The sequence below is a fragment of the Nostoc sp. genome (genome assembly GCF_036919495.1).
GTDB lineage: Bacteria > Cyanobacteriota > Cyanobacteriia > Cyanobacteriales > Nostocaceae > Nostoc.
Map to the genome: position 1 here is coordinate 16,982 of NZ_JBALBZ010000198.1, position 13,518 is coordinate 30,499.

The 13,518-nt window shown below is 40.8% G+C and carries 10 protein-coding genes; 6 read left to right on the forward strand and 4 right to left on the reverse strand.

Going from position 1 to position 13,518, the window contains the following annotated elements; translation table 11 throughout:
• Positions 1-72: 72 nt before the first annotated feature.
• The 5 genes from V7K25_RS27840 (at position 73) to V7K25_RS27860 (ending at position 5,070) form a co-directional block, all read left to right on the forward strand.
• Positions 73-828: a sugar transferase gene (locus V7K25_RS27840; protein WP_335162687.1), complete on the forward strand. Its 756-nt coding sequence runs from the start codon at positions 73-75 to the stop codon at positions 826-828.
• 493 nt (positions 829-1,321) lie between these two features.
• A complete protein-coding gene (gene gmd / locus V7K25_RS27845; protein WP_335162621.1) occupies positions 1,322-2,401 on the forward strand; it encodes a GDP-mannose 4,6-dehydratase in 1,080 nt (359 codons plus the stop codon).
• A 23-nt stretch (positions 2,402-2,424) separates the two neighbouring features.
• Complete coding sequence (locus tag V7K25_RS27850; protein ID WP_335162623.1) at positions 2,425-3,369, forward strand: GDP-L-fucose synthase family protein; 945 nt, start codon at positions 2,425-2,427, stop codon at positions 3,367-3,369.
• Between the two features lie 73 nt (positions 3,370-3,442).
• The gene (locus V7K25_RS27855; protein ID WP_335162625.1) at positions 3,443-4,021 is read left to right on the forward strand and encodes a 5-formyltetrahydrofolate cyclo-ligase; all 579 of its coding nucleotides are present in this window, start codon (positions 3,443-3,445) and stop codon (positions 4,019-4,021) included.
• A 38-nt stretch (positions 4,022-4,059) separates the two neighbouring features.
• Complete coding sequence (locus V7K25_RS27860) at positions 4,060-5,070, forward strand: catalase family protein (RefSeq protein ID WP_335162627.1); 1,011 nt, start codon at positions 4,060-4,062, stop codon at positions 5,068-5,070.
• A 278-nt stretch (positions 5,071-5,348) separates the two neighbouring features.
• Here the strand turns inward: V7K25_RS27860 and V7K25_RS27865 are convergent, their stop codons facing one another.
• Both V7K25_RS27865 and V7K25_RS27870 read right to left on the reverse strand, forming a co-directional pair.
• A complete protein-coding gene (locus V7K25_RS27865; protein ID WP_335162629.1) occupies positions 5,349-6,056 on the reverse strand; it encodes a 2OG-Fe(II) oxygenase in 708 nt (235 codons plus the stop codon).
• Positions 6,057-6,304: 248 nt separating this feature from the next.
• A complete protein-coding gene (locus V7K25_RS27870; RefSeq protein WP_335162631.1) occupies positions 6,305-6,664 on the reverse strand; it encodes a redoxin domain-containing protein in 360 nt (119 codons plus the stop codon).
• Between the two features lie 193 nt (positions 6,665-6,857).
• Here V7K25_RS27870 and V7K25_RS27875 point away from each other — a divergent pair, with 193 nt between their 5' ends.
• On the forward strand, positions 6,858-7,694 hold the full coding sequence (locus V7K25_RS27875) for a carbohydrate ABC transporter permease (protein WP_109012087.1): 837 nt from the start codon (positions 6,858-6,860) through the stop codon (positions 7,692-7,694).
• Between the two features lie 76 nt (positions 7,695-7,770).
• Here V7K25_RS27875 and V7K25_RS27880 read toward each other — a convergent pair whose 3' ends face one another.
• Positions 7,771-8,424 (reverse strand): sugar transferase, encoded by a 654-nt coding sequence (locus tag V7K25_RS27880; RefSeq protein WP_442948123.1) that lies wholly within the window; start codon positions 8,422-8,424, stop codon positions 7,771-7,773.
• Between the two features lie 593 nt (positions 8,425-9,017).
• Positions 9,018-13,067 carry a hypothetical protein gene (locus V7K25_RS27885; RefSeq protein WP_335162635.1) on the reverse strand — a complete coding sequence of 1,350 codons (4,050 nt, stop codon included), beginning with the start codon at positions 13,065-13,067 and terminating at the stop codon, positions 9,018-9,020.
• Positions 13,068-13,518: the final 451 nt, after the last annotated feature.

Below are 13,518 nucleotides of genomic sequence, written 5' to 3' on the forward strand. Positions count from 1 at the left end.
ATTTTCCCCAGAAGCACCTCATTTTGGCTTTAATATTGGGACTATGTGTGGTGTGGATTATTAAGGAGTATGATGACTGCCCAGAGCTCACTCCTCTCCGGCAAACGAGGCGTAAGGCAAGACACCAGAACGTCTACGCGTTTCTTAAAACGCGGTCAAAAAACGAAAACACCAAAAGTTAAACCAAAAGGTTTATCTTTTCAGGGTTTAAACGGAGAGTTTGCCAAACGACTGTTCGATATAGTGTTTTCGCTGTCAGTGTTAATTTTATTCTTGCCCGTCTACTTAATTTTGGCCTTGCTGATTGCTTTCAGCTCAGAAGGCCCAATTTTTTATGTCCAAGAACGGGTAGGGAAAAATTACAAAACGTTTAATTGTATTAAATTCCGAACAATGGTAAGCAATGCGGACGAAATCCTCATGCAAATGATGGAAACATCGCCCGAATTGCGACAAGAATTTGAAAGCAGTTTTAAGCTGAAACAAGACCCCCGGATTACCAAAATTGGTCGATTTTTGCGAATTACTAGCTTAGACGAATTTCCCCAGTTCTGGAACGTTTTAAAAGGGGACATGAGTGTAGTCGGCCCCCGACCTTTGGTAGCAGAAGAACTATCAAAATACGGTTCTTACATTGATGAGATTTTAACAATCCGTCCAGGAATTACAGGTTTGTGGCAGGTGTCTGGGCGTAATGATATTCCCTACCCTCGGCGAGTCCAAATAGACCTGCATTATGCTAGGTTTAGGAATCTCTGGCTTGATTTATGGATCATCTTGAAAACTGTTGATGTGGTCATTCTACCCAAAAATAACGGGGCATACTGAGTAACTAATTAAGGGCCAATTCTGTGGGGCATTTAATGCCCCTAAATACCAATTTTTCTCTAAAATTAAAAGATTGTTCTTCTTTATTTATAAAGTTATCTATAATTTATACGTTTCTACTTAACTTAGACTTCTTTGATTGTGTATCTTTGGTTTACTTTGCTGTTATTCTAATTTTTGGCAAAAGTCTAATTTAAAATATTTATTTCAGTCTTCACAAAACCTATTACATTATAAAGTTTTCACAAACAAAGAACGTATACAAAAAAATCTTGAACTATATAGGAAAAGATATATATATTTAAACAATCTTGATATATCTAGGTTGAACTTACGTGTTAAATTACTTTTTATTAAGTATATTTATTTAGGGAGAAAGTCTCTTAACAACAAGAACTCGTAGGTTTCCCATTAGGCAATTGAGCAATTAACTGCTAGGTTGTATCAGATTGACTGTAAATTTTTAATCAAAGACAATAAGGGATAATTAAGCATGACGCAACAGAAGCGAGCGTTGATTACTGGTATTACTGGTCAAGATGGTTCATATCTAAGTGAATTTTTATTGGAACAAGGTTATGAGGTTCATGGCATTATTCGCCGGACTTCTACCTTTAACACAGACCGCATCGATCATATTTATGAAGACCCCCATAAAGAGGGAGTGCGGTTGTTTCTTCACTATGGTGACTTGACAGATGGTACGACGCTGCGACGCATTTTAGAAGAAGTCCAGCCAGTAGAGATTTACAATCTGGGCGCTCAATCCCATGTCAGAGTAAGCTTTGATTCACCAGAATATACGGTGGATGCTGTCGGAATGGGAACGTTGCGTCTGTTAGAGGCAATTCGGGACTATCAACATCGTACCGGAATTCAGGTGCGATTTTACCAGGCGGGTTCTTCAGAAATGTACGGTTTAGTACAAGCAGTACCTCAAACTGAGACAACGCCCTTTTATCCCCGCAGCCCCTATGCCTGTGCGAAAGTTTACGCCCACTGGCAAACTGTAAATTATCGTGAGTCTTATGATTTGTTTGCTTGTAATGGCATACTTTTTAACCATGAGTCACCACGGCGGGGTGAAACCTTTGTAACTCGCAAAATTACCAGAGCAGTGGCTGGTATAGTTGCTGGTAAGCAGAAAAAGATTTACATGGGTAATCTAGATGCCAAGCGAGATTGGGGTTATGCGAAGGATTACGTCAAAGCAATGTGGTTGATGTTGCAGAAAGACCAGCCAGACGATTACGTAATTTCTACTGGTGAAACCCACTCGGTGCGCGAGTTTTTGAAACTGGCATTTAGTTACGTAAATCTCAATTGGGAAGATTATGTAGAGTTTGATGAGCGTTACCTCCGTCCATCTGAGGTAGAGTTGTTGATTGGCGATTCTACCAAAGCACGCCAGAAGTTGGGCTGGAAAACATCAGTAACCTTTGAAGAACTAGTTTCCTTAATGGTAGAAGCAGATTTACAAGCATTGGGTCACACTTCACCCAATGGAAATGGTTCGCAATTTCCATTAGATATTGCGACTATTCGTCAGCAACTGGGCGCTTTGCACTTCTGATTTGCACCACAGAGGATAAAAATATGACCGCCTTAGAATTAAAAAATAAACGCATTCTTGTCACTGGTGGGTCGGGGTTTCTAGGTCGTCAGGTGATAGATCAACTGTGTAAAGCAGGGGCTGAACGTGAGAAGATTACAGTAACGCGATCGCGCGATTGTGATTTGCGTGTTTGGGAAAATAGCCAACGCGCAGTTGACCAGCAAGATGTAATTATCCACCTAGCAGCTCATGTTGGGGGTATCGGTCTGAACCGTGAAAAACCTGCTGAGTTGTTCTACGATAACTTGATCATGGGAACGCAGCTAATTCACGCTGCCTATCAAGCTGGAGTAGAAAAGTTTGTTTGTGTTGGCACAATCTGCGCCTATCCTAAATTTACCCCCGTGCCATTCAAAGAAGATGATCTTTGGAATGGCTACCCAGAGGAAACCAACGCCCCCTACGGAATTGCTAAAAAAGCCCTTTTAGTGCAATTGCAATCTTACCGCCAGCAGTACGGTTTTAATGGAATTTATCTACTGCCAGTGAATTTATATGGCCCAGAAGATAACTTTGACACAGGAAGTTCTCACGTTATTCCAGCATTAGTTCGTAAAGTTCACGAAGCCCAAATTAAGGCAGAAAAGCAACTCCCAGTTTGGGGTGATGGCAGTCCCACCCGTGAATTTCTGTATTCAGAAGATGCAGCGCGGGGGATTGTTATGGGAACTCAATTCTATAGTGAATCGGAACCAGTTAACTTGGGAACGGGTTATGAAATCTCCATCCTTGATTTGGTAACTCTAATCTGCGAATTGATGGAGTTTAAGGGTGAAATTGTTTGGCAAACTGACAAGCCGAATGGTCAACCCCGCCGTTGTTTAGATACTGAACGGGCAAATCTTGCCTTTAATTTCACGGCTCAGGTGGGCTTTGAGCAAGGGTTAAAGAATACCATTGAGTGGTATCGTCAACACGCTGTATAACAATCTATCGGTAAGTGTAGGCTGATATAAGCTGGGCATCGCCCAGCTTATTTGTTTGAAGCTATAAATTTTCATGGACAAAGTTAATTATCAACTAAATAAAGCAGAACTACGCCGGACTCTACTTAAAACACGTCAATCAATGTCCGGTCGAGAGTGGAGAGAAAAAAGCGATCGCTTATGCTTTCATTTACAAAACTTTACTTTGTTTACCCAAGCAAAAACAATCCTCGCTTATTTCAGCTTTCGCCAAGAACCCGATCTCAGTCCACTATTTGCAAACACCAAATACCGTTGGGGATTTCCTCGCTGCATTGATAAAAAATCCCTATCTTGGCATCTTTGGACACCGAGTGATTCTATCCAAAGCGGCGCTTATGGCATTACTGAACCACACCCCGACGCTCCAATCTTAAATCCGGCTGAAGTGGATTTGATTCTTGTCCCCAGTGTCGCTTGCGACTATCAAGGATATCGCCTGGGCTATGGCGGCGGATATTACGATCGCTTGCTCAGTTTACCGCAGTGGCAGACAAAGCCGACTATCGGAATTGTCTTTGAGTTTGCCTATTTGTCCGAAATACCTAATGAACCTTGGGATAAACCACTACAAGCTGTTTCTACGGAAACCGGATTGACTCAGAAAGGCTAAAGGATTCAGGATGATGAAGACACATCATCAAATGTTTTATGACTAACCCAACGTCATCTACCACTGAGCAGGAAGCAACAATCGACGAGATTATCGCAACTAGCCTGCAAGCTCAACAAAAAACCGGCCCAGACCTCCGCCAAATTCATAGCAAAAGTCATGGACTGCTTTCGGGAGAGTTTATTATTGAACCCAATCTTCCTGAAGACCTGAAAGTAGGTTTGTTCAAAACGCCTCAAACCTATCCTGCATGGATTCGGTTCTCTAGTGGTGGTTCGCCTGAAAAACGTGGTAAATTTCACTCCGATAGCCAGCCTGATGTTCGCGGTATCGCCATCAAAGTGATGAATGTGGACGGGCAAAAAGTGCTGGATGATGAAGAAAAAACTCAAGATTTTATACTCAACAATTATCCTACTTTTTTGGCCAAAGACGTTCGTGATTACGCTGATCTTTCAAAAGCAGGTAGTGGACAACTCAGCCCAGAACGGATGCAGGAACTTGCTTACGTTTTTGCTATCTTGCAAAAAATTGGTAGTCAGAAGGTAGGAAATCCGCTTTTGATTCAATATTGGAGCATGGCTCCCTTTAAGTTTGGTAGTCGCATTGTAAAATTGTCTGTCAAATCTCAACAGTCTGAACAACCACCAGAAACACTTCCAGAATCAGAAAATTACCTTCGAGAAACGATGGTCAAATATTTGACTGAAGAAAGTCAAGAAGCGTCTTTTGACTTCTTCATTCAGTTTTATGTAGATGATGAAAAAACGCCGATTGAAGACCACGTTAGAGAATGGCAAGAAGCAGATTCACCCTTTGTTAAAGTTGCAACTGTCCGCATTCCTAGTCAGAAATTTAACTTTGAAGAGCGTAAACGTTTAGATGAGGGTATATTGTTTTCCCCGTGGCATACATTGCTAGAACATGAGCCTGTTGGCAGCGTGAATCTCTCTCGCAAGAGACTTTATAGCGAACTTGCAAAATATCGACGAGAACAAATTGCCCAACGATTGCGGGAACCACAACCTTATGTAGCGGTTGAAGATTAACCACTATAATCTGACTTAAAACTGTAGGATGATCGCTTATAAACCTACTTGGTTAGATACGATTTTCGGCGTTGCTGATTTGATGTGTGAAAGTTATTAGTTGTGCAACCAAAAATTTATAGATATGTAAAACTTTACGTCTCTAAATCAACAGGAGAGAGTGCGTTACACATCCTTAACGCACCCTACTTTTTCCTATCTATTATGAAGCATTGGCTAAAAGGATCTCTAATAGTTTTGAATAGAAAAATGTATCTGTTTACAAAGTTTTTTTACTTTTAATCACCATCAGTATTATCGAGTACAACGTACTTGCTATTTTCTTCTCGTAATCTGGCATCTTGCTCATTGTAAAAGAACGACAGCAGAACAAAACGCCGTCCACTGGTGACACGAGTAGCTTCATGCAGTAGAGAGCAAGAAAAAATTACCCCTTCTCCCACATTGGGACTATAAAGCTGGAGTCCATACTCTGGAAATCTTAGTTCTCCGCCTTCGTAAGCACCAGTATTGAGATTCAGCGACATAGCAAATCTTCGGTGCGCTGTACCTTTGGTAGTATTATCACGATGACGATTAAAAAAGCCTTTATCAGTTGATTCGTAACACGATACCAGGTAGCGTTCAAAGCGAGTGATGCTAAACTGGAACACCTTCTCAATTTCTGGCTTAACCCGTCGCATAATTATTTCATTGATTTGCTTTAATAGTTGAGGATCAGAAATTAAATAGTCTCGGCGTTTTTTAAATTCATAGTCATAGACTCCAATAGTCTTGCCGTCGATTTGTTGCATGAAGCCAGAATCCTGACCACCATCTGCTTCGTACAAGTGGATTAAATGTTGACAAAAGCTTTGATTCAGCACATTGGGTATAAATAAAACAGGTGCTTGTCTGGCTGCTGGAATATTTTGTGAGATTGCAGGTAAGCTATTGAGAAACTCAAATACTTGCTCCCAAGGTTGAGTAATAGATAAGATTGGCAAAACCTTTATAACTCGTAAATTTTCATCCAAAATAAAGATTATTGGTTTGTATTGCAGCTCGTTGCCTACCCAGGGCGGCCGCATCATGTCAATAAGTAAGGTCTATTATCAATAGAGTTAAAAGTAATGTCATTAACTCTTGCTTATTGCGAAAAGATTAGGCGATCGCTTTGGGGCTTAAAAAATAATTAAACGCGAAATCCTGATTTTTTCGTTGGTTCTTAACCTTCGTTGTGATCAAGAGTAATTTAGATGCGTTTGCCCTGGTTGCCTACCTGATCGTTTGGTTGACAAACCCCATATTGGAAACTGACTTTTCGTTCAAAATCCCAAAGAAATTTGAAATAAGTTTTATTCCGTATTAACTGTTCTAGGAAAGTGTCGTCTGGGTCTATACTCACACCAAAAAATGGCACTTTATATGCAGCTAACTGTTGCTGTCGCTCACATAAATCATCAAGAGTTTGCCGAATATGGTTGTTTTTAGAACTTCCAAAAAAAAACAAAATGCTACGGTATCCACCAATTGAATTAAAGTGAAAGGCTGGATTTGAAGTTGAGGGAAGAATGAACCAGGGAATCGGATCGCCAACAGTAAGAGGTAGCATAAGATATCAAAATATATTTATATGTTTATTGAGTCAGGTAGACATGAGCCAGAATTCCAAGTATTATCTAAGCACTCGATTTGTGAGCGTAGATTAGGGTTAAATTTTAAAATAAAATTAGCAATTATTTTGCTAATTTTTATAATTACTGTGTAAAAATATTTTACAAAAGATAATTTATTTTATCAATCAAATGCTGAACTGGAAAAAATCACGATCGCAAATTCTGCTAATGTATGCGCTATTGGGAGCGATCGCACTGGTGATGCTCTTTCCTTTACTGTGGCTAGTTAGTACAGCCTTGAAATCGCCTACAGAAAATATTTTGCAGTCGCCGCCACAGTTATTGCCTGCCTCACCTACACTAGATAACTTCTTTAGTGTGTGGAACTCTTTACCTTTTGGACAATATCTGTATAACAGTACTTTGGTGTCAGTGCTGACTGTAGGCTTAAATCTGCTGTTTTGCGCTTTAGCTGCCTATCCGTTGGCAAGATTGTCATTTGTCGGGCGAGACTGGATTTTTGTGGCCATCGTCTCTACGATTATGATTCCCTTCCAAATCGTGATGATTCCCCTTTATATTTTGACAGTCCAGTTGGGTTTGAGAAATAGTTATTTAGGGATGATTTTTCCGAGTTTAGCTTCTGCCTTTGGCATTTTTCTGTTGCGCCAAGCTTTCATGAGTGTCCCCAAAGAGATAGAAGAAGCCGCTCGAATGGATGGCAGTTCGGAGTTAGGTTTGTGGTGGCATATTATGTTACCAGCAGTTCGCCCAGCATTGGTAACTTTAGCTATTTTTGTATTCATTGGTGCTTGGAGTGACTTTTTGTGGCCTTTAATTGTCATCCAAGACGAAAATTTATACACTCTTCCCTTGGGAGTCGCAAAGCTAGCAGGTACATTTTCTCTTGACTGGCGGTTAGTAGCTGCTGGTTCAGTAATTGCGATCGCCCCAGTATTATTACTATTTTTGTTTTTACAACGTTACATCGTACCCACAGAAACTGGTAGCGGGGTTAAGGGTTGAAGAATTAAAAAGTCAGAAGTCAGAACAAGAAAGTGGTAGATGAGGGAGATGAGAGAGAAATAATTAATGCCCCAATTTAATAAGCCCCAGTCTTTTTCAAGACTACCCCAATAGTTTTAATAATCAGACTCAGGTCATAAGTTACAGACCACTTACGTTGATATTCTATATCCATTTTGACAATGGTTTCAAAGTCTGTAATGCTGGAACGCCCATTAGCCTGCCATTCTCCAGTAATACCTGGTTTGACTCGTAATCTATCCCAGTGATGTGGATCGTAATTGCTGACTTCATCAGGAGTGGGTGGACGAGTACCAACTAAACTCATGTCCCCTAACAGAACATTCCAAAATTGGGGAAACTCATCTAAACTAGTACGCCGTAAAAGTTTACCCACAGGAGTAATGCGAGGATCGTCAAAAGATTTAAAGATGTGACCTTTGGCTTGGTTTTTCACCAAATGCTTGAGTTTATCGGCATCGACGATCATTGAACGGAATTTCCAGATGCGGAAAGTTTTTCCGTTTAAACCACAGCGAATTTGGGAATAAAATATTGGGCTTGGAGCATCTATAAAAGTAACAATTGCTACAGGAATTGCTATAAAAAATGTAATTATCAGCCCCACAATCGCTCCAACAATGTCAATTAATCGTTTTCTCACGCTTAAGGTTGACGGGTGGAAAGGCTGTTGCGAGCAATTAACTGAATAAAGATAAAGATGATTCACAACGACTAACTTATCTACAACAGGATTTTTTGAATCAGTAGTGTAGACATGAAGATAATTATTAATTAAGTGATTTTTATTGATTTTGTCAGTACTACTGAGTGTTAACATACATAAAAATTAAGCAATATAAAAACAGAAAATCTAAAGTTTACAGAATCTTTTAATTAAGGTAGGAATTTGTAAAATTACAGTGTCTCATCCCATAAGCTAAAAAAGCTAGTGTTATGGATATACATACAAAGCATTACATTGTTGAAAGTTGAAAGCTCATCAGGATGTGACCGACTCAGAAAGACAAATGAACCTATTCCACTCTTGTAATAATCTTTACTTCTTTTCGTAAAACGTGCTTAAAAACCTTGATTTTTCGTTTTAAATTATCAATAAGCTTAAGCTTTGTAGCCCATATATTATTTATTAGTGGGATAGGTTCATCCGTGATGTAAGTAAAACGGTGTAAATAATTAAAGGTTTCTAGTAAGAAATTTAGTCCTAAAAGAAGGGCTGAAGCTCTTACTACGAAATCGATGACAATAATTTTACATTATTTAAAATAGTTCAATTTATTCGCACCGACTTACTTACTAATCTCAATGATTAACCTCTAAAGCAAAATTCACTAAGTATGCTTCCTCCAATGATTGCTGATTACTAGCCTTAATTGCATCTAGATAGCGACGCAAAGACAGCAGTTGTTGGGAATTGGGACGATATGTGAGACTCCCTTGTTTTTCAAAAAGTGGTGCTGTAGCGATCGCCTGATAATCAGGATTTTCTTGCGAACTTTGAGTCAGCCAAGCCGAATCTGTAACTGAAGGTATCAAACCGGAAGGCAGTTCACCTTCTAAAAAAGCCAGCAGGCGTTGCTGACAAGTGCGAGTATTAATCCCACGACCCTCAAATAACTGGATAACTTCACCGAAAGACAAAGATCGGTCTGGTAGCAGCCGCAGCAATTCTGTAAATAGGAAATAATCAGTGTATTGTTGTCTGGGTATATCTAATATCTGGGGATGCAAAGGCAGCATCGCCAAACCATAAGCAACGCGACTGCAATTAGGAGCGCCGTTCTCGCCGAGATATAAATCTTGAATAATCTTAGTGCTGGGGAGTTTTTGCCGTAGCCAGCGATTCACCGTCCCGATACAAGCCACCCCACCAGTCAGGATAGCTTGATTAATGGATTCTGTGGGGATGCCACGAGCTACCAATAACTTGTTGAGTTCTCGGTTCAGGCGACGCACAAAGGGGATAAACACCTGGCTTTCTAAATCTCGTCGCTGCAAAATCCACTGCTGATCGGCTAATTCTAAGGTAAAAGACTCTTGGTGTTGCAAAATCAGCTTTAGAGCTAGTGCGGCATCTAATACTCCCTGTCCCAGTAGAGAACTTTCTAGACGCTGCTGGAGGCGAATCCGAGTGGTGATATCTGGTTCTCCGACTCTGGGTAATTCTAATTCTTCCAACCCTAAACTCTGCCAACGCATTTGGTCTAAACCAGGAATTGACGGTTGCCATTGCCAAGGATTATTGGTGGTAGTTTTGGGTAGGCGTAGCTCGCCGCAGGCATCGCTTTGTGCTTCTTGGCGTGATTGCCGAGATTTCGGTGGCAATAGCAACTGGCAGATTATATCTTGTTCAATTCCCTTACCAGCATAAGCAAAGCTGTGGATCATGAAATCATTGTATGTCAATTGCTGCAATGTTTCTGGGAGATTAACCAGCAGCATTTCTGTGGCAGTTGCCCCAATGTTAATCACAAGGGTATTGCCAACAATGGGATGTTCGCTGGTTTTTGCTGGATGAGAACCTTGATGTTGGCTTAATTTTATTTGCTCACCGTTAGCAGCATCGAGTTCTGGGAGTAAACTAGCGATCGCTTCTTCTACAAAAAAGACTTGCTGCGGATGTTGGACGAGTTTACTGGTAAGTAAAGCTGACCGCACGTTAAAGCGGTATTGTTCCGACCAACTAGATGGACAGGTGCAAATTACACCAGCAATATTATTGATAATTTTGGGGAAATCTTGTTCGCTGATCCCCATAGCAGCAGCCATTAAACTAGGGGTGGTAGAAGTTTTTTCAGATTTGAGGGTTAATAGTAGCTTAGAGAGCGATCGCACAACCCAAATCAAAGGGCCTGCGGAAAATTCATTTAATTGCAAAACAGGTTCCCATTTCTGCCGTTCACTCTTGTAGGGAATGGCTACTTGTAAATAAGGCTTCAACTGTGCCGAGTAAAGATTATTTTTCGTCGCATCTGTTGTTGTCCGTGTTGCAGGAGTGTTGGCGGAGCGATCGGGCACTTTATCTTGGTCAACAGCCGCAGGTACTGTCCGCTCATGTACTTCGATACTTTCGTTTTCTCCGTGGGGTACAGAAGCTGTAGGCAGATAAACCTCTGTTGGTAAACGAAATGATTCCTGGAAGGAAGTTGTTCCTGGCGGATTTTCTGCTGACCAGTAGATAGGATGTACAACAAAAGTAGAGCGATTTAATAATGCCGCAGAAATTCCTGTTGTACCTAAATCAATTCCTAAATACCAAACTGATTGTAGAACATTGAGCGAAACTTCTGGATTGTTGATGGAGTTGGAATTTGGAGGTAAAGAACTTTCTTCAACAGGGGTAGTGACTTCCTTTTCTTGTTCAGTTTCTACCTGGGGAACTGCCAAACTAGAGAAAGTAGCAGTTGAGGTATTTTCTACTATTTGGAGATTTTCTGTTGACGGCTCAGGAGAAGTTATGGGAATTATGTCTTGATTTTCATCAAGTAATTCTGAGAAAATATCCAAGTTGGTAGCTGGCTGCGACTCAGAATTTAGCTGTAGATCAAAATTAGCTAAATCCCGATCTAATTGCTGCAACTGTTCTTCATCTAAAGAAATATCAAGTACGGCTGGAGCCTGGTTTGACTCAACACAAAGCAAGTTTTCTTGTGGCGAGGCAGCAATGTAGTCATCTGAAGACAGCTCTGGCTGATCATCGTTAATTAATACTTCCGGTTTGGCGATACTTTCAATAGGCTTTGCCAACGCAATTTCCGCAATTTCCGTTACTTCTGGAGTAACTGCTGCTGTAGTTGTGCCATTATCCTCAAAAAATGACACTTCCAGCAGTTCCTGCTCATTACCTGTATCAGGCAATAGCTCAGTTAGAGTATTAATTGTATCAGCGCTAGCTGGCTGATTGCGGGTCTGCAAGCTGTCTATTGCGGAAACTGCTTGTGGAGTAGAGAAACTAACAAGCTCTATATCTGTATCATCTTCAAAAAATAGTTCTTCCTGTAAATCTGATAATGCTGTAGTTTCTACGGGAGTCTGTTGGGTTGTTTCTGGGTTAACGTTGCCCAGATCGAATAGATCCGTATCTGCTGTTCCAGCCTCAGAATACACAGTTGAAGGGACAAATGCGCCCTCCGCGATGTTCAACGTTGATTCTGAGGCTGTGGAAACCTCAAGACTTGGATTATTAACATCACCAGTACCAAACAAGCTGGTGTAAAGTTGGTCTGCTTCATCACCAATTAACGCAGAAATATCTTGCGATAATTCGGTCTGCTGAGAAGATTGAGACGAATCTATCCCAAGCTGCAACAGTGCTGCATCTAAATCTTCTGTAACGTTTGTAATGTTAGTATTCTGTTGCTTAGGATCAAATGTGAGTGAAGATGTTTCTGGCTGTATAAGCTCTAAGAGTTGGGGTGCAACTCCAGCAGAAATCTCGGCGGGGTCAGTTAATGATGCTGGTGTATCAGATTCGACCTCAAGGAAAGATGGTTGGGAACTAGGGGATTGCTGCTGCAAATGCTGGGTCAAATTGTTGAGAAAGCTGGCCATCAACTGTTCGCCTTGCATCCCCTGACTATGCATTCTTGCCAATGCTTGCGACAGAGAATCGTGATAAGTATTAATGTTACGCTGTAGTGCTTCAAATACTACATTTACAGTCCCATCTAGTGATAATAAACGTTGATCCAACTCCCTGGCCAGGTGAGTTAAACGCTCCGCAGGGTCTAGTGATTCTAATAACGGTTGAGTTGCAGAGATTCCTGGTTCTGAGCTTGCACTATTTGCTCCTGAAGAACTGGTAGAATTCTGCCGCGTCTGTGTTAGCAATGGCGTTAAAGTTGGCACAAGACGACTCATGAGTACCTGTAAAAACTCGGTAATCATCTGCTCCTGGTTTGTCAACTGCTGCGCTAAGGAGTAATTTTGCAATCGTTTTTGCTCTAGCTGCCTAATTTCCTGTATAAGAGCGGCTCGCTCTTGCAAGAGCAATTCTAATTCCGATCGCAATGGCTGGATCAAGCTCGAAAATTCACTTTTTAATTTTCCTGCCCCAATAGTACTCTGTTCCTGATTCGGTTCGGGCCGGGGTAGTGGATACTGATTATAACCTTGCTCAATAAATTTTGTTAATAAAGGCGATCGCGATTCTTTAGAAGACTGATTTGGGATGCCATTCTTTGATGCTTCTTTTTCTTCTACCCTCACCAAGAAGTTGCGAATTCGTTCTAAAACCTCTTTAGGCTCTTGCGCCTGACCAGACAGAAATCTAGACATACGCTTGCCACCACTGGCAAGTAAGTTGTCAATGTCTGCGATCAGCTTTTGAATTTCGTCTGCACTGGAAGTCACTTTTATCACCTTACTTAGAGATATATGTCAACTAATGTAACAATTACTTTACAATCACCGTACCCTATGGGATCTTTCTACGCGCAACGTCGGTCATAAGAGAAGTTTTGAGTGGCAAAAGCCCCTGCCTGGACTTGTGACTGTCATTATGTTATGGATTACTGCGACTCGTGGCAATCTTCAGTCAGCTTTTGTGTGGAAGCTTAGTTTTATAGATCATTAATTGCCTATTTTTGAAAATCGCTAAAATACCTGAGCAATAATTTACTCCCTTTAGTATCATTAATGTTGTTTGCCTATATTGTGAACTAATCAAGTTTGCAGTGCAGCTAGCCCCTAAGCAATACAACCGTCGGACATAAACTACTTTTTGCAAAACTTTTACCCCGTTTAAACTTATAGGTAAAGATTATTTAGAAAAACGTTCTTGTCGCTTTCTTATGTAGCATAG